Annotated in this window: 19 protein-coding genes and 1 pseudogene; 7 read left to right on the forward strand and 13 right to left on the reverse strand. The window is 32.9% G+C overall.

Translation table 11 applies throughout. From position 1 onward, the window contains the following. Positions 1-3: 3 nt before the first annotated feature. The 7 genes and pseudogenes from ASC41_RS13375 to ASC41_RS13405 all read right to left on the reverse strand — a co-directional run bounded on the left by ASC41_RS13375 (position 4) and on the right by ASC41_RS13405 (position 7520). Positions 4-1041 (reverse strand): sensor histidine kinase, encoded by a 1038-nt coding sequence (locus ASC41_RS13375; RefSeq protein WP_055437159.1) that lies wholly within the window; start codon positions 1039-1041, stop codon positions 4-6. A gap of 188 nt (positions 1042-1229) precedes the next feature. Next, entirely contained in the window at positions 1230-2450 is a 1221-nt protein-coding gene (locus ASC41_RS13380; protein ID WP_055437160.1) for an ABC transporter permease, read from the reverse strand. Positions 2451-2452: 2 nt separating this feature from the next. Next, on the reverse strand, positions 2453-3196 hold the full coding sequence (locus ASC41_RS13385; protein ID WP_055437409.1) for an ABC transporter ATP-binding protein: 744 nt from the start codon (positions 3194-3196) through the stop codon (positions 2453-2455). A gap of 4 nt (positions 3197-3200) precedes the next feature. Further along, entirely contained in the window at positions 3201-4412 is a 1212-nt protein-coding gene (locus tag ASC41_RS13390; protein WP_055437161.1) for an efflux RND transporter periplasmic adaptor subunit, read from the reverse strand. Positions 4413-4423: 11 nt separating this feature from the next. Next, positions 4424-5755 carry a TolC family protein gene (locus ASC41_RS13395; RefSeq protein WP_055437162.1) on the reverse strand — a complete coding sequence of 444 codons (1332 nt, stop codon included), beginning with the start codon at positions 5753-5755 and terminating at the stop codon, positions 4424-4426. A 207-nt stretch (positions 5756-5962) separates the two neighbouring features. Further along, positions 5963-6324 (reverse strand): annotated as a pseudogene (locus ASC41_RS13400) (zinc-binding dehydrogenase); the annotation flags it as partial. Between the two features lie 101 nt (positions 6325-6425). After that, positions 6426-7520 (reverse strand): alkene reductase, encoded by a 1095-nt coding sequence (locus ASC41_RS13405; protein ID WP_055437163.1) that lies wholly within the window; start codon positions 7518-7520, stop codon positions 6426-6428. Between the two features lie 172 nt (positions 7521-7692). Here ASC41_RS13405 and ASC41_RS13410 point away from each other — a divergent pair, with 172 nt between their 5' ends. From ASC41_RS13410 to ASC41_RS13435, 6 genes are all read left to right on the forward strand, one after another. Then, the gene (locus ASC41_RS13410; RefSeq protein WP_074939606.1) at positions 7693-8106 is read left to right on the forward strand and encodes an HYC_CC_PP family protein; all 414 of its coding nucleotides are present in this window, start codon (positions 7693-7695) and stop codon (positions 8104-8106) included. Between the two features lie 117 nt (positions 8107-8223). After that, positions 8224-12075, forward strand: a complete 3852-nt coding sequence (locus ASC41_RS13415; protein WP_055437164.1) for an efflux RND transporter permease subunit — start codon at positions 8224-8226, stop codon at positions 12073-12075. Between the two features lie 15 nt (positions 12076-12090). Beyond that, positions 12091-13335: a TolC family protein gene (locus tag ASC41_RS13420; RefSeq protein ID WP_055437165.1), complete on the forward strand. Its 1245-nt coding sequence runs from the start codon at positions 12091-12093 to the stop codon at positions 13333-13335. Next, a complete protein-coding gene (locus ASC41_RS13425; RefSeq protein ID WP_055437166.1) occupies positions 13335-15839 on the forward strand; it encodes a heavy metal translocating P-type ATPase in 2505 nt (834 codons plus the stop codon). Before ASC41_RS13420 ends, ASC41_RS13425 begins: the two co-directional genes overlap by 1 nt. A gap of 4 nt (positions 15840-15843) precedes the next feature. Next, entirely contained in the window at positions 15844-17613 is a 1770-nt protein-coding gene (locus ASC41_RS13430) for an efflux RND transporter periplasmic adaptor subunit (protein ID WP_055437167.1), read from the forward strand. Between the two features lie 31 nt (positions 17614-17644). Beyond that, the gene (locus ASC41_RS13435) at positions 17645-18082 is read left to right on the forward strand and encodes a heavy-metal-associated domain-containing protein (RefSeq protein ID WP_055437168.1); all 438 of its coding nucleotides are present in this window, start codon (positions 17645-17647) and stop codon (positions 18080-18082) included. A 141-nt stretch (positions 18083-18223) separates the two neighbouring features. On the opposite strand, the gene ASC41_RS13440 is transcribed toward ASC41_RS13435, so the two are convergent. The 6 genes from ASC41_RS13440 to ASC41_RS13465 all read right to left on the reverse strand — a co-directional run bounded on the left by ASC41_RS13440 (position 18224) and on the right by ASC41_RS13465 (position 25164). Next, positions 18224-19105, reverse strand: a complete 882-nt coding sequence (locus ASC41_RS13440; protein WP_055437169.1) for a carbohydrate kinase family protein — start codon at positions 19103-19105, stop codon at positions 18224-18226. Continuing rightward, positions 19106-20602, reverse strand: a complete 1497-nt coding sequence (locus ASC41_RS13445) for a mannitol dehydrogenase family protein (RefSeq protein ID WP_055437170.1) — start codon at positions 20600-20602, stop codon at positions 19106-19108. A gap of 13 nt (positions 20603-20615) precedes the next feature. Beyond that, entirely contained in the window at positions 20616-21584 is a 969-nt protein-coding gene (locus ASC41_RS13450; protein ID WP_055437171.1) for an ABC transporter permease, read from the reverse strand. Positions 21585-21602: 18 nt separating this feature from the next. Next, the gene (locus tag ASC41_RS13455) at positions 21603-23126 is read right to left on the reverse strand and encodes a sugar ABC transporter ATP-binding protein (RefSeq protein ID WP_055437172.1); all 1524 of its coding nucleotides are present in this window, start codon (positions 23124-23126) and stop codon (positions 21603-21605) included. An 18-nt stretch (positions 23127-23144) separates the two neighbouring features. Further along, on the reverse strand, positions 23145-24209 hold the full coding sequence (locus ASC41_RS13460) for a substrate-binding domain-containing protein (protein ID WP_055437173.1): 1065 nt from the start codon (positions 24207-24209) through the stop codon (positions 23145-23147). Positions 24210-24297: 88 nt separating this feature from the next. Next, positions 24298-25164: a hypothetical protein gene (locus ASC41_RS13465; RefSeq protein ID WP_055437174.1), complete on the reverse strand. Its 867-nt coding sequence runs from the start codon at positions 25162-25164 to the stop codon at positions 24298-24300. Between the two features lie 273 nt (positions 25165-25437). On the opposite strand from ASC41_RS13465, the gene ASC41_RS13470 reads away from it, so the two are divergent. Next, complete coding sequence (locus tag ASC41_RS13470) at positions 25438-26169, forward strand: NUDIX hydrolase (RefSeq protein WP_055437175.1); 732 nt, start codon at positions 25438-25440, stop codon at positions 26167-26169. The last annotated feature ends 1 nt before the right edge of the window (position 26170 follow it).

A 26170-nucleotide genomic window follows, 5' to 3' on the forward strand; every position in this document is an offset into this window, starting at 1 on the left:
TTTTTAAGTAGTTTCAATTTCTAAATGTACTAAAAAACGATCAGCTTTTAGTGTTGTTTTAAACTCATGGCGATCAGGATACAACAACTCTAAACGTTTTACTATATTTTGTAAGCCAATACCAGAACCACTTTTATCTTCACTAAGTTTAGGGTAATTATCGTTCTCAATAGTAAAGGTTACCGTTTTATCCTTGCAAATCATGTCTATAGCAATTAAACTTTCTTTACTTGCAGAAACACCATGCTTAAAGGCATTTTCAATTAATGATATAAATAATAGAGGTGCAATTTTTATACCTGTTTCTTTTACAGGAAAACTATAGTTAACCACTGTTTTATCGGAAACTCGAAGCTTCATGAGGTCGATGTACTTTTTCATAAAATCTATTTCTTTTGATAAGAGAATAGATTCTACATTTGTTTCATATAACATATAACGCATCAACTTACTTAAACTATGAATAGATGTTTTAGCTTGATCTGGCGAAATATCGACCATTGCATAAATATTATTCAATGAGTTAAAAAAGAAATGTGGTTGTAATTGATAATGTAAATGTTGTAACTCAGATTGTAGTTTAAAATTAGCAGCTTCCTTACGTTTTGCTTCTGTTTTTACCCATTGTTTTGTAGTTTTAAGAGCCACTGCTAAAAACAACGGAGCCATATAGGTTAATATTTGAATGTATATCGCTATTTTAAATGGAGGCCCAATTCTTCTTGTATTCTCTAGTCGTTTTTTAACTAATTCTTGAAAATAATGATCTTCAATATATTCTTTAAAAAATAAGAAGAAGAGTATTAATCCTAAATTTACCAAGATAAATTGCAGCATTTTTTTAGGAAATAAATAGCGATTTACTAATACAAAGTAATTAATGTAAAAGACTATTGCAGAGAAAAATAAAGGAATCCAGAAGTGTGCTTTTACTCTATCTAATTCTTGTTCTTGCCCGTAAGACAATAAGTAAGGCAAACAAAATAATGTTAGCCAAACAAGAATATGTAAAAAGATTGTAATTGTTTTATTTTTGTACATGAAATTCTAATTTATCAGTCTCACTTATATTTCGAAGTAATTATCTGCAAAAATATAAGCTGTAAAAATGGCGCCATCATCATCTTTCATTTTGTTAAGTTTTTATCGTTCTATAATTCTTATTTTAAGAATACTTCTACCCTTTTTAAATCATTACTACTATTTTTACTGTGTTTCTATTATTAATTTTACTCGTAACGTAACGCAGTTATAGGATCTAATGCCGAAGCTTTTCTAGCTGGATAATATCCAAAAAAGATACCTGTTACCGCACAAACTGCAAACGAAATTACTATAGAATACAGCGCAACACTTGTAGGCCAATTTAAGAATTTTTCTATAAAAACCGTGGATCCTAGTCCTAATAGTACACCTAATACACCACCTGTAATACTTATTAAAATGGCTTCTATTAAAAACTGCATTAAAATATCTGCTCCTTTTGCTCCTACAGCCATTCTTAATCCGATTTCTTTAGTACGTTCTTTTACAGAAACATACATAATATTCATAATACCAATACCACCAATTAATAGAGATATACTGGCTACTGCAACTAATAAAACGGTTAACATTTCGCTGGTAGAACTAAACGTAGAAATCAATTCTTCCATAGATTGTACACTAAAATCGTCTAGATTTGGATTAGATATTTTGTGTTGTGCTCTCATAATCTCTGAGACTTCCGTTACCGCATTTGGCGCTTCTTCTTCACTTACTGCCGATGCCATAATTTGATTGATATAATCTATAGCCAAAATACGTTTTTGTACGGTTGTATAAGGTGCAATAACCACATCATCTTGGTCTTGACCGAAGGTATTTTCGCCTTTTACTTCTAATACACCAATTACTTTAAACGGAATATTATTGAAACGAATCATCTGTCCTATGGGATCTTGTCCATCAGGAAACACATTATCAACAACCGTCTGACCAATAAGCGCTACTTTAGCCGCTGTTTTTACTTCGGAATCTGTAAACATACTGCCGCTTTGTAAATCAACTACTTTAATTTTGAGATAATCTGGATTTACGCCATAAATAGTACTTGGCCAGTTATTGGAACCGTTTATAACTTGTCCGCTACCATTTACCAATGGTGTTGCATAACTTAAAAAGGTGGCTTGATCTTTAATGGCTTCATAATCTTTAAGGGTAAGTGATTGCATCTCACCTGCACTTGGCCGAACTCCACTACTTGAAGTAGACGCTGGCCTTATAGTAATAATATTAGAACCCATAGCCGAAATACTTTCGCGAATGCTTTCTTTAGAGCCTTCACCAATAGCGAGCATTGCAATTACCGATGCTACACCTATAATGATGCCTAACATAGTTAGTAAAGTTCTCATTTTATTAAGAACGATGGCTTTAAAAGCGATTTTAAATAAATTTAATAGTCTCATAATTAATCGTCTTGTTTAGGTAATTTTGCTAACTCTACTTTTGCTGATTGTACATTTTCATTTTTGTTATCTTGAATGATATTTCCATCTTTTAAAACAATGGTTCTACTACTAAATGTTGCAATATCTTCTTCGTGCGTTACAAAAGCGATGGTAATACCTTGTTCGTTTAACTCTTGAAAAATGGACATAATTTCATAGGCAGTTCGTGTGTCCAAGTTTCCTGTTGCTTCATCGGCAAGTAACATAACAGGATTATTAACCAGAGATCTGGCAATGGCAACACGTTGTTGCTGCCCTCCTGAGAGCTGTGCTGGTGTATGATCTAACCGTTCACCTAGACCTACTTTTTTTAAGGCTTCAATAGCTCGTTTTCTGCGTTCTTCAGTAGAAACTTTACTGTTATATAGTAATGGTAATTCTACGTTTTCAATAGCCGATGTTCTTGCTAATAGATTATACGATTGAAAAATGAACCCAATTTTCTCGTTTCTTATGGTTGCTAATTCATTTCGAGATAAATCTTTTACCGATACACCATCAATTTCATATAATCCTGATGTTGGTTGATCTAAACAACCCAATATATTCAACATCGTACTTTTTCCAGAACCCGATGAACCCATAATGGTTACAAATTCCCCTTCTTTTATATCAAACGAGATACCTCGTAAAGCGCGTACCGTTTCGGCTCCCATGGTAAATTCGCGTTTTAAATCTTCTATTTTTATGATTTCTTTGCTCATCGTATTATCTTTTTCCTCCACCTCTTGTTGTTGTTGGCATAAATGGACTTTCGCTTTTATCTGCTGTTTTTGTTTCAGAAGCACTTACGCCTTCTAAACTGTACACTAATTTGTCACCTTCAGAAATTCCGTCAATAATTTGAACGTTTACGCCATCGCTTGCTCCCAATGTTACTGGTTTAGAGGTAACTTCACCATTACTTCCATACACCCAAACAACGCTTCCCGTATTTCTTTCAGCCGATCTTTCTTTTGGTGTTTCAACTGTAATATTTTGTTGTTCGTTATACGCCGCAAGCTCTAGTCGTGTTGGCTTAAAATTAATGGCTTTGGCTTCAGCTGTTAACACATCTTTTAATTCTAAAGTGTAAATAGAAATGGTAGCTGTTAAACCTGGTTTTAGTTTTAAGTCTGGATTATCTGCCTTAATCACAACGGTATATGTTACAACATTTGAAGTAACCGTTGGATCTAAACGTACGAGTGTTACTTCACCTTCAAAGGTCTCTCCTAGGTAGGCATCTACTGTAAATTCTACACGTTGTCCTTCTATTACTTGTCCAATATCTGCTTCATCCACATCTGCTTCTACTTGCATTTCTTTTAAATCTTGCGCAATTGTAAATAGCGTTGGTGTACTTAAACTTGCTGCTACCGTTTGTCCTTCATCGATCGCTCTAGACAATACCACACCATCAATTGGCGAATAAATATTGGCATAACCTAAATTGGTTCTGGCTTGTTGTAAATCGGAATAACGTTGTGTTACCGTTCCTTTTGCAGTTTCATAGTTAAAGGCTGCATCATCAAAATCAGATTTACTAATCACTTGATTATCGAACAATGTTTTTTGTCGGTCGTAAATCGTTTTTGTATAATTTCGCTGACTAACCGCATTATCATAAACAGCTTGTGCTTGTGTTTTGGCTGCATTTAGATTGGTTTTATCCAATTCGGCAATCAGCTGGCCTTCGGTAACAACGCTATTATAGTCCACATATATTTTCTCTACCACTCCAGATACTTGTGTCCCTACTTCTACTTGCGTAATAGGCTCCATAGTACCTGTTGCTGTAACCATAGTGGTTACATTTGCTTTTTTAGCAATAATCGTTTTTGCTTCTACGATAATGGCATCGTCACCTTTTAAAAACACAAAGGCTGCTGCGGCAATTGCTGCTAATACTAAGACGCTGATTATAATTTTCTTTTTCATAATGGTATAGATTAAAGTTTGATATCGTTTCCTTGATAAAATTGTAATAATTGGTGGTATAAAATATTTAAGTATTTAGATTGTAAATAGTTTTGTTGTGTGTTGGTGAATGTGTTTTGGCTAATCACTAAATCGGTTGTACTTAAAGAACCTAACTCGTACTTTTTTAGTGCTAGTTTATACGATTGCTCTGCAGCTGTTTTTGATGCTTCTGCAGCAATAACTTGCTCTTGTGCAGATACTGCATTTTGATAGGCTGTTTCTACTTTTTTATAAATTTCCTTTTCGGTAGATTGCTTTTGAATTTGTGAGCGTTCTATATTTAAATTTGCTGTTTGTACTGCTGCTTTTGTTTGGTTTCTATTAAATATTGGAATGCTTAAAGACAAGCCTAATTTCTGATTAAAATTAACATCAAATTGGTCTGAAAATGTATTATCATTAATACTCGTATAACCAGAACCTATACTTCCTGTTAAAGATAATGTTGGTAAAAAACCACCTTTAGCAATATCAAGTGCTTTCTCATTAGCCTCTATATTAAGTACGCTAGCCTTTATTTCTGGCATAAAACCTAAAGCGTTATTATAAACATCAATTTTATTAAGCTCAAGGTTTATTAAATCCATATTTTCATCAATAGTTTCAATTTCAATATCTTCTAATGGAGATAATTCTAATAATTGTTTTAATTGAATGATGTATTGTTGGTAATCGTTTTTTGCAGCAATAACATTAAATTTGTTTGTTGCCGTTTGGCTTTGCGCCTCTGTATAATCGCTTAAAGCAATTGTTCCTGCATCTAAACGTGCTTTTGCTCTCAAGACTTCTTTTTCTGAAGCTGCTACATTATTCTCAGCAATAGTGATACTTTCTTTACTGTAAAGTGTTTGTAAATAGATTTCTAAAATATTTAAAGCGATGTTGTTTTTTTCTACTTCTTCTTCAAAAACACTTTGCTCTAATACTATTTTATTTTGTTTAATTTGATTGTTAATTTGATTACCTTGAAACAAGGTTAAAGAACTATTAATACCAACATTTGTACTATGTATTTGATCTGTTACAAAATTACTTGTAATAGGATCGATAGTACTTCCGTTAGAAAAACTTTGAGAGGCGCTACCAAACAAATTTGGTAATCTAGAAGATTTTGCTTTTTCATAATCTACTTCTGCAATACTTTTACTTAAAGCAGCATTTTTTACTGTAATATTATTTTCTAAAGCATAAGTAATACAGTCTTCTAAAGACCATATTTTTTCTGAAGCGTTAGTTGAAGCTTCTTGTGCGAAAGAAAGTTGCACAAATAATAAGCTTGCAAGGATTAGATATAGTTTCATTTTTTTGAGTGTTTTAATTTTACATTTCAAATATTAAACTTTATACTATCTTATTATAAAGTAATAGACGTTTGAGACGATTGACTATACAAAAGCCTGTTATTTATCGATGAGAATTTTTCGGCTTTAGCCTAAAAACAAAAACAGCCTCTAAATAACTTAGAGACTGCTATATTATAAAAATTAAAAATGCTTTAATTTTTAAGCGATTTCATGACCTACAGGAATGGTATTTAAGATAAAATCGAAACTTCCTTGATGCCTTTTCATATCCTCAGTATCTTTAGAAACCAATAATTCATGTGCTCCTAATCTTTTAGCATCTTTACCTTTTTCTGGAGATGTTGTAATCATAACAACATGCGCTCCTAAAGCGTGTGCAAACTTAACACCCATATGTCCTAATCCTCCAAGACCAACTACACCTACTTTATCTCCTTTTTTAACTTTCCGGTGACTTAAGGTAACCATGTTGTAATACCTGCACATAATAACGGTGCTGCTCCTGCGTCGTCTAAATTCTCAGGAATACGTAAAACTAATTTCTCGTCAACCGTTACCGGTGTTGATATGCTTTTACTGTTGTCATTATAATATTTTATTAATATTGATTTTAATTCAATTTCTATATTTAATACTCTTGAAATAGGACTGTTATAAGTTAAATTAATTATTTAGAAGCTTTTGGATAATCTGTATATCCCTTTACTCCTGTGGTGTAAAACGTATCTTCATCCCATTCTGCTAATTCTAAATTGTTTTCAAAACGCTCCACTAAATCTGGATTAGAAATAAATGGCTTTCCGTAAGCGATTAAATCGGCATCACCAGCTTCCAATACTTTGTTTCCTTTCTCTTGATTAAAAGCGGTATTAATCATTAAAGTACCGTTATATAATGGTCTAAAGTGTTTTGCTATTTCTGTTACAGCAAAAGGAATTTCAGAAACATCTGTAAACGGTTCAGATAAATGTACATAAGCTAAATTGTAATCGTTTAGTTTTTTAATAATGTATTCGAATGTTGGAATGGTATCCTTATCCATTGTTATACCGAATAAACCATCTAACGACGGATTAAAACGAACACCTATTTTTTCCTGTGGAATCACGGCTTTCATAGCGTCTAAAACTTCGAAGAAAAAACGTGTTCTGTTTTCAATACTTCCACCATAGTCGTCTGTTCTTGTATTAGACGTTCCATTGAAGAATTGCTGAAATAAATATCCATTTGAAGAATGAATTTCGACACCATCAAAACCTGCTTTTACTGCATTTGCTGCTGCATTTTTAAAATCTTCAACCGTTTGCTTAATATCTGCAATAGTCATTTCCTTTGGTGTCACAGTATCCTTGAAACCTCCTGGAGTAAACGATTTTGAATTCGGATTTAAAGCTGAAGCCGAAACTGGTAATTCGCCATTATGAAAATCTGGATGAGACATACGTCCAACGTGCCATAATTGAATAAAGATTTTTCCTCCTTTATCGTGTACACGCTTCGTTACTTTTTTCCATCCTTCTACTTGTGTATCGGTATAAATTCCTGGTGTATTTATATATCCCACAGCTTGTTTAGAGACTTGAGAACCTTCTGTAATAATTAAACCAGCCGAAGCACGTTGCTCATAATACAAGCCTTGTAATTCATTTGTTGCTACTTTACCTTCGTTATCTGCACGACTACGCGTCATAGGTGCCATAACGACTCTGTTTTTTAAATTTATATTTTTATTATATGGAGTTAATAAGGGTTGTTTACTCATCTTATTTTTTATTAATAGTTAATGAGTACAAATTTACATTATGTCTTTATTCTTTTTTAGATTTCCGCCTTTTTTAAGAATAGTTTTAACATTAGGGATGTTTTGGGATGCATCTAAATTAACACAACATTTTGAATAAAATATAAAAGTTATTTTACCTTTGCATTTAATCATGAAGCAAGTATTCCATAAAATAATGTCTTTTGCAATGGCTTTTGTAGTGTTATTCTCTACACTGTCATTCACTATGAACATGCATTATTGTGGCGATACTTTAGTAGAAACTGCATTGTTTAACAAAGCAGAAGGTTGCGGCATGAAAATGGAAAAACCTGCAACTAAAAAATGTTCTATTACAAAGAAAAACTGCTGTAATGATGAACAATTAGTAGTTGATGGTCAAAATGAATTACAACTACAAGTAGATCAAATTTCTTTTGAACAACAAGTTTTTATAGCTTCATTTGTTTATACGTATATCAATCTTTTTGAAGGTGTCGAAAATAACACCTCTACGTTTGAAACGTATCACCCACCACTCGTCAGAACGCAAATCTTTAAGTTAGACGAGACTTATTTAATCTGATTTTAAAACAATAGACTGTATTATCCAGTGATTTATATCATTAGGATAATTTACTGTATTCGGTGTTTTCCTATTTGGGATGGCATCTCTTTCTAATTGTTTTAAACATCAAACCTTATGCTAAATAGAAGCATTAAATTTCTAATAGAAAATAAACTAGTAGCCGTATTATTACTCGCCCTTTTTATTGGTTGGGGAACTGTAAATGCACCATTTAATTGGGACACTGGCTTTTTACCAAGCGATCCTGTTGCTGTAGATGCCATTCCTGATATTGGCGAAAACCAACAAATTGTATTCACTAAATGGGATGGTCGGTCACCTCAAGATATTGAGAATCAAATCACCTATCCATTAACCTCTTCCCTATTGGGTATTCCTGGAGTAAAAACTATTCGTAGTTCGTCTATGTTTGGATTCTCTAGTATCTACGTCATTTTTGAAGAAGATGTTGAATTTTACTGGAGCCGTAGTCGTATTTTAGAAAAGCTAAATTCTTTACCAAGTAACTTATTGCCAGAAGGTATAAATCCTGCTTTAGGACCGGATGCTACAGGTCTAGGGCAAATATTTTGGTATACTTTAGAAGGTCGTGACGCAGACGGAAACGTGACTGGCGGTTGGGACTTACAAGAACTAAGAAGCATTCAAGATTACTATGTAAAATACGGCTTATCTTCTGCTAGTGGTGTTGCCGAAGTCGCTTCTATTGGTGGTTATGTTCAAGAATATCAAGTCGATGTTGACCCTGAATTAATGCGCCAATACAATATTGGTTTAAATCAAGTTGTAAAAGCAGTTAAAAATAGTAATCAAGACATTGGTGCACAGACCTTAGAAATTAATCAAGCGGAATATTTAGTGCGTGGTTTAGGCTATGTAAAATCTGTTGAAGATATTGAAAACGCTGTAGTGACTTCCGCCGACTTTACTTCCATTAAAATTAAAGATATTGGTAAGGTTACGTTAGGTCCTGCTGCACGAAGAGGGATTTTAGACAAAGAAGGTGCCGAAGTTGTTGGTGGTGTTGTAGTGGCAAGATATGGTGCCAATCCGATGGAAGTCATTACCAATGTAAAAGCAAAAATTAACGAGCTTAAAGGTGGTTTGCCATCTAAAGTATTAGCAGACGGACGCATCTCTCAATTAACAGTGGTTCCTTTTTACGATCGTACAGAACTGATTGTAGAAACTTTAGATACGCTTAACGAAGCATTGACATTAGAAATATTAATTACCATTTTGGTGATTATAATAATGGTTTTTAATTTAAGAGCTTCCATTTTAATTTCAGGATTATTACCAGTTGCTGTTTTAATGGTTTTTGTTGCCATGAAACTGTTTAACATAGATGCTAATATTGTTGCGCTTTCGGGTATTGCTATTGCTATTGGAACTATGGTTGATGTTGGCGTCATACTCGCCGAAAACATGATTCGACATTTGGACGACAATGAAAATGTCATTCCGACAGAGCGAGGCAGGAGCGACGAGGAATCTCTTCAAAATAATCACAATGCTGTTGAAAATACTGAATTATCAATAAACGAAATCATATACAACGCTACTGCGGAAGTGTCCGGTGCTATTTTAACTGCCGTTTTAACTACTATTATCAGTTTTGTACCCGTATTTACTATGATTGGTGCAGAAGGGAAATTGTTTAGACCTTTAGCCTTTACAAAAACGATGGCATTATCAGCCTCTTTGGTGATCGCCTTGTTTTTAATTCCACCTTTTGCAGCGTATTTATTCAGAAAAACAACATTAAAAAATTCCTTTAGATATTTTTTAAATGGCGTTTTAATACTTACGGGAATTGCAATTATTATTTACGGCTTTTGGTTAGGATTACTCTTAGTTGCTTTTGGTATCACTGGTTTACTAGGTGTTTTAGAGAGATTAGATGAGAAGAAAATAAATCTAATAAATATTATTATTTCCTCGATTGCAATTGTATGTCTACTTGCCGAATATTGGAGACCATTAGGTTTTAACCGAAGTATCATTGTCAATCTTATTTTTGTTGCTATTATTTGCTTCGGAATTTTAGGTGTGTTTTCTGTTTTTAGAAGGTATTATAGTCAGATTTTAAACTGGGCTTTAGCCAACAAAGTGTTGTTTTTAATAATTCCTGCGACTGTTCTTGTATCTGGATTTTGGATTATGAAAAATACAGGAAAAGAGTTTATGCCTTCCTTAAATGAAGGGTCGTTTTTATTAATGCCAACCTCCTTGCCTCATGCTGGTGTTGAAGAAAACAAACGTGTGCTTCAGCAATTAGACATGGCGGTTGCGACTATTCCAGAAATTGAAACTGTAGTGGGAAAAGCTGGTAGAACAGATTCGCCTTTAGATCCTGCACCTTTATCCATGTATGAAAACATGATTCAATATAAATCGGAATACATGCGCAATTCCGAAGGAAAAAGACAGCGTTATAAAGTGAATGCTGATGGGTTGTTTGAGTTGAAAGATAATGTCATTCAGACAGAGCGAGACACGAGTGACGAGGAATCTCATCAAGAGATTCTTCACGCTGTTCAGAATGACAAAAAAGTACGTTTTATTACTTCTGGAACATCTATTAAAGCAGATCAACTTATCGAAGATAACAACGGTGAATATTACAGAAACTGGCGACCAGAAATTAAAAGTCCTGATGATATTTGGAACGAAATTGTACGCGTCACCAAATTACCAGGCGTGACGTCTGCACCAAAATTACAACCTATTGAAACCCGATTGGTCATGCTACAAACCGGTATGCGTGCGCCAATGGGAATTAAAGTAAAAGGTCAAGATTTAAAACAAATTGAAGCGTTTGGCTTGGAATTGGAACGACTACTAAAACAAGCGGAAGGCGTTAAAATAGAAGCTGTTTTTGCAGATAGAATTGTTGGTAAACCTTACTTGCTAATTGATATCGACAGAGAAAAAATAGCACGTTATGGTATTTCAATAGCAGATGTACAAAGTGTTTTAAAAGTTGCTATTGGTGGTATGGCATTAACACAAACCGTTGAAGGACGAGAACGTTATGCTGTAAGAGTGCGTTATCCAAGAGAGTTACGTGGTAATCCGGAAGATTTAAAAGACATTTATATTCCTGTAGAAACGGGTAGTCCTGTTCCGTTAAGTGAATTGGCAACCATTAAATACGAACAAGGTCCACAAGTAATAAAAAGTGAAGACACCTTTTTAGTTGGTTATGTCTTGTTTGATAAATTGGATGGTTTTGCAGAGGTTGATGTTGTCGAAAATGCACAAGCCTTGTTTCAACAAAAAATAGAGTCTGGAGATCTAATTGTTCCAAAAGGAATCAGTTATAAATTTACAGGTACTTATGAGAATCAATTACGTGCAGAAAAAACTTTGTCTGTGGTTGTTCCGTTAGCATTGGCTATCATCTTTTTAATACTTTATTTTCAGTTTAAATCCGTAACTACATCGTTAATGGTATTTACCGGAATTACGGTGGCGTTTGCTGGTGGTTTTATCATGATTTGGTTATATGGTCAAGATTGGTTTTTCAACTTTAGCTTGTTTGGCGAGAATATGCGAGACCTCTTTAACATGAAAACCATTAATTTAAGTGTCGCCGTTTGGGTTGGTTTTATTGCGCTATTTGGTATTGCTACCGATGATGGTGTGGTTATGGCCACCTACCTAACACAAACTTTTGATCGCGAAAAACCTGCTGATAAAAAAAGTATTAGAGCTGCTGCTTTACATGCTGCCGAAAAACGAATTCGTCCGTGTTTAATGACTACAGTAACCACCATTTTAGCGTTGTTACCCGTTTTGACATCCACAGGTAAAGGAAGTGATATTATGATTCCGATGGCAATTCCAATATTTGGAGGGATGGTTATTGACATTACCTCCTACTTTATTGTTCCGGTTTTATATAGCTGGAGAGAAGAGATTAAAGTGAAAAGGCTTCAGAAAAAAGAAAATATAGCGTAGACTAAAAAACATAAAATGAAATACAATAAAAATCATATCAAACATAAAGTAGTCTTGCTTCTTTGTTCTTTATTCTTTGTTATACAAGGTAATTCACAAGAACTAGAAACATACATTGCTACTGCTTTGGAAAATAATCCTGAGATTCAGAAATTTGAATTACAATACGCCATTGCTACAGAAAAAGTGAATGAAGTTAACACGCTTCCAAACACCGATTTTAGTGCTGGCTATTTTGTAAGTGAACCAGAAACACGCACAGGAGCACAACGTTTTAAAGTGTCGGCAAAGCAAATGTTGCCTTGGTTTGGGACTATTACTTCACGCGAAAATTATGTAAGCGCATTGGCTGATGCAAAATATGAAGACATTGTAATTGCTAAACGAAAGCTTGTTGCTTCGGTGTCGCAATCGTATTATACTCTTTACGCTAATAAAGCAAAACAAGAAGTTTTAAACGAGAATATTAAATTATTAGACACCTACGAAACATTAGCTTTAACCTCTGTTGAAGTTGGTAAAGCATCTGCAGTAGATGTATTACGATTGCAAATGCGTCAGAATGAAATGCAACAATTATTAGACATCTTAAGTCAACAATTTTTAGCAGAGCAAACTAATTTTAATAAGCTACTAAATCGGGATAAAACTATTGCTGTAAATGTTGTAAATGCATTGCATATGCCTTCAGAAGATTTTGAAATAAATTTGGAAAATTTAGTATTACATCCAGAATTGTTGAAGTATGATAAACTGTTTGCTTCCGTAGAAAAATCAGAACTAGTAAATCAGAAAGAAAGCAATCCAATGATTGGTTTTGGTTTAGATTATATCGCTGTTTCCGAAAGACCGAATATGAATTTTAGTGATAACGGAAAGGATATAGTTATGCCAATGGTTTCGGTTTCAATCCCAATATTCAATAAGAAATACAAATCACAAACCAAACAAAACAAATTGCAACAACAAGAAATTGAATTTCAGAAACAAGATCGCTTAAACACGTTAGAAACACTTTTAGACAAAGCAATAAACGATAGGAAATCAGCTAGAATAAGTTACAATACACAAGCTAAAAACTTAAAACAAGCTAAGGATGCCGAATCGATTTTAGTAAGAAGTTACGAAACAGGAACTATTGATTTTAATGATGTTTTAGATATTCAAGAATTGCAATTGAAGTTTCAAATGAACCAAATCGAATCCGTTAAAGCCTACTATTTACAAACCATAATTATTAACTACTTAACTCAGCAATAATGAAACATACATATCACATACACGGAATGACTTGCAACGGATGTCGCAGTCATGTGGAAGACACCCTTTCAAAAGTAAAAGGTGTTTTAAAAGTTTCAGTTGATTTAGATCAGGCCGAAGCTACGATAGAAATGGATTCACATATCGCCTTAGAAATCTTTCAGGAGGCTTTAAAAAACGATGGTGGTCGATACAGCATACATAATTTAGGAGACCATAATCATGCTAAGGAAAATAGTACCACGTCCGTAGACATAAACAAAGGACAAGGTACAGGTACTTTTTACTGTCCTATGCATTGCGAAGGCGATAAAACCTATGACAAATCTGGCGATTGCCCAGTATGCGGAATGGATTTAGTGGAAGAACAAAACCTATCAAATACCACAACAACGCAATGGACGTGCCCAATGCATCCTGAAGTTATTAAAGATGAACCTGGAGCTTGTCCCATTTGCGGAATGGATTTAGTACCATTGGAAGCAGATGCTTCAGCAGAAGATAAAACCTATAATAAACTATTAAAAAAGTTTTGGATTGCAGTCACTTTTACTGTGCCCATATTTTTAATAGCCATGTCAGAAATGCTCAGCAATAATCCGTTGTATACTGTTTTAGAGCAAAAAACCTGGCATTGGATCCAGTTTGTATTGTCTATTCCTGTTGTGTTTTATGCCACATGGATGTTCTTTACACGTGCTTGGACTTCAATTAAAACAAGAAACTTTAACATGTTTACGCTTATCGGAATAGGTTCTGGTATTGCCTGGTTATTTAGTGTATTCGCTATGTTATTTCCAGACGTATTTCCTATAGATTTTAAAACCGAAGATGGCAATGTTTTTGTGTATTTTGAAGCTGCAACAGTGATTCTAACCTTAGTATTATTAGGACAACTATTAGAAGCAAAAGCGCATAGTCAAACTAGTGGAGCAATAAAGGAATTACTAAAATTAGTACCCGCAACCGCAACATTGGTAACAGAAAGTGAAGACAAAGTTATTGCAATTAATAAGATTGAACATGGCAATTTATTACGTGTAAAACCAGGAGAGAAAATACCTGTAGATGGTAGTATTGTTGAAGGACAGAGTAGTATTGACGAATCTATGATTACCGGAGAACCTATTCCTGTTGATAAAGTGGTAGCCGATAAAGTAACCTCAGGAACGATAAATGGCACAAAGTCGTTTGTAATGAAAGTTGAAAAAGTAGGTTCGGAAACATTACTGTCTCAAATCATTCATATGGTTAATAACGCCAGTTGCTCTAAAGCACCAATACAGAAACTGGCAGATAAAATTGCTAAGTATTTTGTACCTACCGTATTACTAGTTTCTATAATTACCTTTATTCTTTGGGCAGTATTTGGTCCAGAACCAGCGTATGTATTTGCGTTTGTAAATGCCATTGCTGTATTAATTATTGCCTGTCCTTGTGCTTTAGGGTTAGCAACACCAATGTCTGTTATGGTTGGTGTTGGTAGAGGTGCACAATCTGGTGTATTAATTAAAAATGCAGAAGCTTTAGAGACAATGAATAAAGTAGATGTCCTTATTGTAGATAAAACGGGAACAATTACAGAAGGAAAACCATCTGTTGAAAAAGTGATTGCTGTTACTAATATTGAACAAGAGCTACTACTCCACTACATTGCTTCTTTAAATCAATATAGTGAGCATCCTTTAGCAGAAGCTATTGTCAATTATGGTAAATCAAAACAGGTCGCTATTACCAAAGTAAACGATTTTGAAGCAGTAGCAGGAAAAGGCGTTATTGGTACTATTGATAATAAAAAAGTAGCTTTAGGAAATGCTAAATTATTAGAGCAATACTCTATTTCTATATCAGAAAGTTTAGCTAGTCAAGTAATTACAGAGCAAGAACAAGGAAAAACAGTGTCTTACATCACCGTAGAAAATGAAGCTGTAGGATATGTTACTATTTTTGATGCCATTAAAAAGACAAGTCAAGAGGCTATAAAACAACTTCAGGACAATGGTATTGAAGTTATTATGCTTACTGGTGACAATAAAAACACAGCTAAAGCAGTCGCAGAACAATTAAAACTAAAACACTATAAAGCAGAATGTCTGCCAGAAGATAAACTAAATGAAATAAAAAAATTGCAACAGCAAGGAAAAGTAGTTGCTATGGCGGGAGATGGTATTAATGATGCACCAGCTTTAGCACAGTCGGACGTTGGTATTGCCATGGGAACAGGAACCGATGTTGCTATTGAAAGTGCTACAATTACTTTAGTTAAAGGAGATTTACAAGGCATTGTAAAAGCTAAAAACTTAAGTCATGGTGTGGTTAAAAACATACAACAAAACTTGTTTTTTGCTTTTGTTTATAATGTTATCGGTGTACCAATTGCAGCAGGAATATTATATCCATTTTTCGGATTGTTATTATCTCCAATGATTGCAGCATTAGCAATGAGTTTTAGTTCGGTATCAGTAATAGCCAATGCGTTACGTTTAAGAAATATTAAAATATAGTCAAATGAAAAAATATATAATTTACACAGCAGTATTAGCAGTTGGATTACTACTGGGATGGTTTCTTTTTGGAGGTACTTCTAATACTGAAACAGAACATAAGCATGATAATGCAGCAGAAACTAACCAAATGTGGACCTGTTCTATGCATCCACAAATAATGCAACCCGAATCTGGCCCATGCCCTATTTGCGGTATGGATTTAATTCCTGCAGAAAGTAGCGCTAAAGGGTTATTAGCCGACCAGTTTAAACTATCTGAAAACGCTATGGCATTAGCCAATATTCAAACGTCAATAGTTGGTAATGCTAATACGGAAGATAATGCTATAACACTATCAGGTAAAATTGTAGAAAATGAAGACAATACAGCCATACAACCTGCACATTTTGACGGAAGAATAGAAAAATTATATGTCAAGTCTTTAGGCGAAAAGGTTAATAAAGGACAAGCTATTGCTAAAATTTATTCGGCAGCTTTAATCGCAGCACAGCAAGAATTGATAACGACGTATAGTATTAGAGCATCCCAGCCACAGTTATACAAAGCAGTACAAAACAAGTTTAAAAACTGGAAAATTCATGGTTCTCAATTAGACGACGTTTTAAAAACGGGACAAGTAAAAACAAGTTTTACAATCTATTCTCATGTGTCTGGTGTTGTAACAGAAATAGCAGTGAGTGATGGTGCACATATCATGGATGGAAAACCCATTTTTAAAGTTTCTAATTTAGCAACAGTTTGGGCGAACTTTGATGTGTATGAAAATCAAATTAGTCAATTCAAAAAAGGACAAAATATTGACGTTGTGACTAATGCTTACGTGAATAAAGTATTTAAAGGCACTGTAGATTTTATAGATCCTATTTTAGATACTAGAACTAGAACTGTAAAATTACGAGTAGTACTTAATAACAAAGGCCAAATATTAAAACCTGGTCTATTTGTAGAAGGGAAAATAAAAGGAATCACCGCAAGTAAATCCGATGCTTTATCTATACCAACAACAGCCGTTTTATGGACAGGAAAACGCTCTGTAGTCTATATTAAATCGAAACCTAATGAACCTGTTTTTGAAATGCGAGAAATTACATTAGGTACTCAAATTGGTGATAAGTATCAAGTTTTAGAAGGTTTAAACGCTGGTGATGAAGTGGTAACCAACGGAACCTTTACAGTAGATGCTGCTGCACAGTTACAAGGCAAAAAATCTATGATGAATAAAAAAGGAGGCAAAGTTATGACGGGACATGAAGGCCATTTAGGAATGGAAACTACCACAAATACAACGCGTCAAAAAGGAGCTAATACGGAACGAATAGACGTTTCAAAACAATTTCAGAATCAATTAAAAGTCGTCTTTAATGATTATATCCAATTGAAAGAGGCTTTACTTAAAGACGATATAAACATTATTAAAGCAGAATCAAAACAACTATTGAATGATTTGCCTAAAGTAGACATGACATTACTAACAAATCAAGAGGCTCATAAACAATGGATGTCACTTGAAAAAGAACTAAAATCTGTTACTACGCTACTTTCGAACACTTCTGAAATTGAAGATTTAAGAGGGCATTTTAAAGATCTGTCTTCAAAATTAACAGAGGTAATTGAAGTTTTTGGAATAAACGAAAAAGTATATCACCAGTTTTGTCCAATGGGAGACAACAATAAAGGTGTGTATTGGCTGAGTAAAAAGGAAAATGTGATTAATCCTTATTTTGGAGGTAAAATGCTGACTTGTGGAGAAGTAAGACAAGTAATTGAATAATGAATAAATATTAACAATTAAATTTAAAACAATGAAAAAAGTAATTTTAAGTCTAGCTATTATGACTACATTAGGTTTAGTAAGTTGTAAAAATGAAACTAAACAAGAAACAGAAACAACAACCGAAGTCTCTAAAAATATGGCCAATGCAGATGTTTCTTTTGGTGTAAGAGGAAATTGCGGTATGTGTAAAAGCACAATCGAAAAGGCTGCAAATAAAGTAGAAGGTGTCGCAAATGCCGTTTGGGATGTTGAAAAAAAGAAAATTGATGTCGCTTTTGATGATGCTAAAACAGACGCTATATCAATACACAATGCTATTGCTGCTTCTGGTTACGATACAGATATGGTTTTAGCTAGTGAAGATGCTTACAAAGGTTTACCTGATTGTTGTAAGTATGAACACGATATGGTAATGAATCAGTCTAGTGAAATGAAAGTAGAAGACCATTCTAATCACGATCATTAATATTATAGAGCCTATCAAACATAATACTTTGGTAGGCTTTTAGAAAACCACTTTAATTACTTAAAAAGAAAAAAGCTTTATGAAAATTTCATAAAGCTTTAAACTTGCTATCAATCTTTATACAGATTGCACTAAAATTAGCTAGGGAAAAATAAAATTATTAATATCTTCTGTTTTAATTTCTGGGTTTGCACCTTCACTACCTGCAACTAAAGCGCCAATAGCACATGCGAAATTTATGGCTTCTTGTGGATCATCTCCATTAATTAATTTACTAATTAATGTTGCTAAAAACGAATCTCCAGCACCAACAGTATCTACAACCTCAATTTGATAACCACTATTATAATAGTAAGTATCCTTATACAGTAAAATAGCTCCGTGCCTTCCTTTTGTAACACAAATAGTTTCGGTGTTAGTATACTCTGCAATAAACTTCATGTTTTGCTCTAAAGAATGCGTTTTAGAATTTACCATTCCTCCTATTTCGAAAATCTCATCATCATTAAATTTAATGAAATTTGCCTCATTCATTAAGTGATTTAAAACATCTATAGTATAATATGGCTCTCTTAAATTAACATCGAATATTTTATATTTTGCTAGTTTTAAAAGTTCATATAAAGTATCTCTTGAAGTATCATCTCTTGCTATTAAACTTCCGTAGATAAAAGCATCTGCTTGATTTGTTGCTTTTTTAGTATTCTCATTTATTTGAATATTATCCCATGCACAAGGAAATTTAATATCATAAGAAGCCGATCCTTTTTGATTAAGCATGACTTTTACTTTTCCTGTTTTAAATTTTTTATCAACTTGTAAATTATCAATATTTACACCATGATCTTCAATATATGCTTCTATTTTCTTTCCTTTTTTGTCATTTCCTATGCTACTAATAATAGAGACATTGTTGTTTAATGATTGTAATCTTAAAGCAACGTTTAGAGGCGCACCTCCTATTTTTTTATGTGTTGGAAAAACATCCCATAGTACTTCGCCAAAGCAAACTATCTTTTTCATTTAAATTTCGTTTAAAACATTACTATTAATATCCATTACAGATTTTTCAACTCCATTAGCAACAATATTTTTGTATGCATTGGTATATGCTTCTAAAAAAGTTTTCTCGTTTTTAAGTTGACCAAAAACTGATTCGATTTCTAAAAATACTTTTGGATTATTTACTGCCATTTTTGCTTTTTCATTTAATTGCAATTCCATAGCATCTTTAATTATTAAAGGCCTACCGTTTTCATCGTTTCCTAAACTATAAATTGCCCAAGCAGCAACTATAAAAGCAGCTAATTCTAAAGTACCATTACCTTTTAATTGTGCATTAACAGTTGGTAAAACAAAAATTGGGAACTTAGCAGAACTCTCTGAACAAATACGATCTATTTGGTCTTTAATGTTTATGTTTCCAAATCTTTCTAATAAAGAATGTTTGTACTCCTTTAAGTTAATACCATCTAAATCACCTAAAGTTGGTGTAACTTCAGTATCCATATAGTTATTTAAAAAAGCACTTATATTTGGATTATTAACGGCCTCATCTATGGTAGAATATCCTACTAATGCTCCAAGAATACCTAATACAGAATGCCCTGCATTTAATAGACTAAGCTTCATTTTCTCGTAAGGTTCTACATTTTCAACAAATTGAGCTCCAACAGTTTCCCAAGCCGGTCTTCCTACAATAAAATCATCTTCAATAACCCATTGTTTAAATGGTTCGCAAACTACTGGCCAAGCATCATGTACTCCCGTAGTTTTAATTAAATTTAATATATCGTTAGGTGCTGTTGCTGGCGTAATTCTGTCTACCATTGCATTTGGAAAAGATACATTAGATTCTATCCATACTACCAAACTAGGTTCTGCTTTACCAACATAACTAAGTAACATTGTTTTAGTCATGTGTCCATTGCCCTGAATATTATCGCAAGATTGGATAGTTACACCATTTAAACCGCGTTCTTTTCTTAATTTTAACGCTTGTGTTAAATAACCAAAAATCGTTTTTGGCGCTTCAGGATGCTCTAAATCATGTTGAATTAAAGAGTTACCAAAATCGAATGCTTTTGTAGCCTCATTGTAATTATAACCACCTTCTGTAATGGTTAGTGATATAATTTTAACTTCCGGACTTGCCATTTTTTCAACAACAGCAATTGGATTTTCTGGAGCATACAAATACTCTACTATAGAACCAATAACACGATTAGTATGTGTACCATCTAATTCTTTTACAATTAAAGTATACAAGCCATTTTGCTCTTTTAATGTATTATAAATTCTGGCATCAAAATTTAATAATGCAATACCACAAATTCCCCAATCTGTAATAGATTGATCGTGCAATAATTGATCTGTATAAAAAGCTTCGTGCGATCTATGAAAACCACCAATACCGACATGTACAATACCTGTTTTAATTTTAGTTCTATCGTATTGAGGTATTGTAATTCTTTCAGAAATACTAGAAAGATTTTCAGAATTTAATTTGTAATTTTTCATCTTAATAATTTAATTATTTGCTTTCAAATCTTTGAAGTAATACGGCAAATATGATAATAGCTCCTTTTACTACTTGTTGTGGATATGACGGTACATTTAATAAGTTTAATATGTTTCCTATTAATCCTAAAATAAGCACGCCCATTAATGTGTTTATAGCTGTTCCTCTACCTCCATTTAGACTAGCACCACCAATAACAACGGCTGCAATGGCATCTAGCTCCCAAGACATACCCATGTTTGGTGATCCTAAATTAGTTCTAGACGCTACAATTATAGCCGCAGTAGCAGCCAAAGCTCCTGAAATAGCGTACACTAAAAACTTATATTTATTAACTTTTATTCCTGATAAGCGTGAGGCTTCTTCATTACTACCAATAGCTATAATTAATCTTCCAAACACATTATAACGTAGCATAACCATGGTTGCGATTACAATTATAAAAAATACAATAGCAATATTAGGAATCCCTAAAGTGGAATTATTTGCGAAGTTTGACATAAACACACCGCCAGCAGTTTTAAACGTTACCGGAGATCCTTTTGCGTATATAAAACCTAAACCTCTAGCAATAGTCATTAATGCTAATGTTGCGACAAATGGTGCCATTTTTTGATAAGCGACGAGGTAACCAGAAACACTACCTAAACCAAAACCAATAGCAATAGTAAGCACAATAGCCAATGGTAATATGACTAAGTTTATTAGAATTGCGAACGTAACCGCTAGCAAAGCTACCATGGAACCTACCGATAGATCGATTCCTCCTGTTAAAATTACAAGCAGCATACCAATACTAATAATACCTATACCTGAAACTTGTTTTAATAAATTTGAAAGGTTTACTGAAGTGAAAAACACATCGGATATTAATGCTGAAAAGATAACTAGTATAATAAAAATGAATATAGTATTATACTTTACTAAAAACTTAAGAATACCACCTGGGCTGCTAAGTTGTTGTTTTAATGTTAAAGCCATAACGTGAAATTTTTAATATTAATTGTGTTGTTTTAATGCTTTACCAATTGAGTAACGCAGTATGTTTTCTTCTGAAAATTGTTCTTTTTGTAATTCGCCATAAATAGTACCTTCATGCATTACAAGAATACGGTCCGAAATACCCATTATTTCTGGCATATCTGATGATATTACAACCACACCAACACCTTTTTTAGCGACTTCATTTATTAGGTTGTAGATTTCTATTTTAGCACCAACATCTACTCCTCTAGTTGGCTCATCAATAAAAATGACCTTACTATCTATACTTAACCATTTGGCTAAGGCTACTTTTTGCTGATTTCCACCACTTAGGTTTTTAACATCAACCTCAGAACTTGGTGTTTTTATGTTTAACTTATCAATTAAACCCAACACTTTTTTATACTCATTGTCCACATTAATAAAGCCTAGTTTTCCTGAAATGGATTTAAAATTAGTTACACTAACATTTCTTCTAATAGATAATGGTAAAAACACACCTTCTTCCTTTCTATCTTCAGACACAAAGCCTATTTGATGTGCAGCAGCATCTACCGGAGATTTTGTTTTAATTTCTTTTCCATTTAGAATTAAAGTTCCAGATTTCTTTTTGTCTGCTCCAAAAATAAGTTTCGCAGTTTCTGTTCTTCCGCTTCCTCCTAATCCAGCAATACCAAGCACTTCGCCTGGGCGTACTGAAAAAGAAACATCATGAACTATAGTATCTTTTGCTGTTAGGTTCTTAACTTCAAAAATAGGTTCTGCTCCAATTTCTACATTTCTTGCAGGAAACAAATCTTTTAATTCGCGACCAATCATTAAACGTATAATGCCATCGGTATCTGTATCTTTTACAGCCATGGTTCCAGTATCCACTCCATCTCTAAGCACTGTAATAGAATCTGCTATTTTAATGATCTCGTCTAAATGATGAGAAATGTATATTATTGAAATTCCTTGATCTCGTAATCTAAAAAGATTATCGAACAACTTTTTAGTATCTGTAGGATCAAAAACAGTTGTAGGCTCATCTAAAACTAAAACTTTAGTGTCTTCAGACAATGCTTTTGCAATTTCGACCACTTGTTTTTGAACAATACTTAAATTTCTAACTTTTGCAGAAGCATCAATTGTAAATCCTAAAGAATCAATTAATTCTTGAGCATCTTTGGTGATTTTGTCCCAATTCATCCAAAATTTACTTGCACCTAATTTGTGTAAATAAATGTTTTCGGCAACAGACAAATCATTTACTAAAGACAGTTCTTGATACACTACACTAATTCCTAAAACTTGACCTTCGTGCGTGTTTTTTGGATTAATTTCTTCACCATTTAAACGTACTGTACCAGAATCTTTATGGTGTACACCACTTAATATTTTTATAAGTGTAGATTTTCCTGCTCCGTTTTCACCTAATAAAGCATGAATTTCTCCAGACTTTACTTTTAAAGTCACATCTTTAAGTACTGAAACAACACCAAAACTTTTGGATATTCCAGACATTTCAAGACGATATTCATTTTCTGAATTTTTCATATCAATGGATATTAACTATTAAAATAAAGCATTAGGATTATAGTACTTAGCAGCATTTTCCTTTGTAATTAATAAAGGTGCTGTATACGATTTTTTATCAAAATCGCGTTTTCCGTTCATATATTCGACTGCATATTTAACAGCATTTTTTCCAATTTGTACTGGACTATTCATTGCAGTACAACCATAAAATTCGGTTTCCATAATGTATTTAATAGCTTCTTTTTGTCCGTCTGCTCCTGCAACTATTAAAATATCATCCGTTTTTCCTGCTTGTGCAATAGCTTTAATAGCACCTAACACGCAAACATCAGACTCTGTAATCACAACATTAATATCTGGATGCGCTACTAAAATATCCTCCATAGCTTTTAATCCACCAGCATAAGACCATTCTGTATACGCTTGCGTTTTTACATTAAGATCAATTTTTCCTTGGGTACGTAATTGCTCTTCTGTAATACCTTGTAATAAGCCTTGTTTACGTGTACGACCAACCGGGTTTCCTGCATTACCACTCAATAAAGCAATATTCATTGGTGTTTTACCCATTTTTTTTACTAGCCACTCGCCTGCTAACTCTCCATTTGCTAGATTATTAGATTGTATTGTTGTAACAAAATCTGCCGAAGGATTTATAGAACTATCTATAATAAATACAGGAATTCCAGCTGCTTTTGCAACTTTCGTTATACCAACTAAAGCATCCGGATCTTTTGGGTTTAGTAATAAAGCATCAACACCTTTAGTTATTAAATCCTCTACCGCCGAAATTTGCTTAGTAATATCATCTTGACCATCTGCAGATAAAAATATCATTCCATTTTTCTCGGTCGTAGCTTTTATACTTTGCAATAAAGCTTGATAATACGGTGCATTTAACGATGGTGTACAATACCCAATTTTCTTGCCAGTAAGATCAATAGCACTTGTAAAAAGCTCACCTTCGTCTTCATCACTATTTATATTGGTTTTACTAGTATTTAAATGCTCTACACAGCTATTTAGTGATAGACTTAATAAGATTGCCAACATTGGCATACATATTAATTTTAGTGCTAATTTTAAGTTTTTTATTCTCATAATTTTAAATATTACTTAAAGGTTTTATTCTATTATGTAAGTTAATACTTTATCGTTATATGTTAGTTATTACTGTTTTATGTGTAATTTAAAACAAAGTAATATCTAATTGCAATACTGTTTTTTCTTGTTCTGGATTCCACATGGCAGTAACATCGACTGGCACGTTATAATTACTAATTGCTAGTTTTTTACTAAATGTAGCACCAACATTTATAATATTCCCTGAACCTTCATTATAAAAGGTTTTATCTGTTATAAAGGACCAAGCGCCACCTGCAAATAAAGACAAACTCGAGTTGTTCTTTTCCCATACTTTACTGCTAACTTCAAAATAATGAGTCCATGAGTTTTCTAAATCTCCATTTTCTTTAATATCATAATCACCAGAACCTCCATTAATAATAGTAGCAAAATAAAGTAATGTATTAGGTGTAAGATTGTATCCAAAATTTAGATCTACAAAATTATAACCTTGTGTTTTATCGTAACTCCAATAGCTTAGTTTATCTCCTCTTTCTTCTACTCCAGTATAATTGTTGTGCGATACAGCTTCTATAAAAAACTTATCAGAAAAACGATACTTTGTATAAATTGAAAATTCTTTATAATACGCACTTTCTTTTTCTCCAGTGTTAATGTTTTCTACATCAACAGAAGAAAAACTTGCTCCTCCCCAAAAACCGAAGGTAAATTTCTTGTTTTTTGTATTGTATTCTATATTAGTGGCAAACAATGCTCCAGGATGCACAACAAATCCATGCCAAGTATGCATGTTTTTTAAATGCGCACCAATACTAAAAGGTTCGTAAGCATCAACTTTGTTTTCTTCTTTTTGTGCTGACATTATATTAAATGAACAAAGCATTAAAAACCCAAGAGTTAATTGAAATACTTTTTGAGTAGTGCTTTTTTTTGACTTAGAAGAATTTTCTAATAACGTTAGTTTGCTCATGTTCATATTATTAAAATTATAAATTATAAAATAATTTTAAACGTCATAATTACGTTTGTTTTTTCAAATGTATCATATTTAAATTATAAAACCCTAATAAATTATTAAAAAAATATGTTATTTTAACTTTCATGTATGCTATATTACCCTTAATGTGAATATATTATACTTTATAACAATCAATGAATTGTAATGTATTATTGACGTTTAATAAATTTTACATACATTTAGACCTCTCAAAATATTAATACCTATTTAATAGAAAATATCTTTATGAAATCTGAAAAAATATTGAATTTATCTGTGGATTGTGTCGTTTTTGGATATGATACTAATACCAAATCATTAAATGTTTTATTAATAAAACGTTTTTTAGAATCTGAAAAAGAGATTTTAGTCGATGATTATGTTCTTACTGGATATCATGTTTATAATAATGAAACTTTAGACGATTCTGCAACTCGCGTTTTAAAGGAGTTAACAGGATTAACGAACCAATACAAAAAACAATTTAAGGCTTTCGGAAATCCGGATCGTTTAACGAACCCTAAAGACTTAATTTGGATTGAAAATGAAGAATTTAACCTAAGAACGGTAACAATAGCTTACTATTTTTTATTAAAAACTGAAGATGTAGATTTAAAAGATAATAAGTTTGATGCCAAATGGTTTCCTATTAATGCATTACCTGAAATCGGTTTCGACCACGAGAAAATAATATTAGAAGCTTATGAGGATTTAAAAGTAAAATGTTTGTCTGAACCTATTATATTTAAACTACTTCCAGATAAGTTTACAATTAATGAAGTGCAAGATTTGTATCAATCTATTTTAGGAATAGAAATAGACAATAGAAATTTTAGACGCAAGTTAATTAACAAAAAATATATTATTGCTTTAGACGAAAAACAAGTAGGTGTATCTAAAAAACCTGCTCAACTTTATATGTTTAGTATGGATATTTACAATAAAATGTTTAGTAAAAATTATTTAATTAGTATGTAAG

Origin of the sequence: Lacinutrix algicola (assembly GCF_001418085.1) — a bacterium.
Taxonomy (GTDB): domain Bacteria; phylum Bacteroidota; class Bacteroidia; order Flavobacteriales; family Flavobacteriaceae; genus Lacinutrix; species Lacinutrix algicola.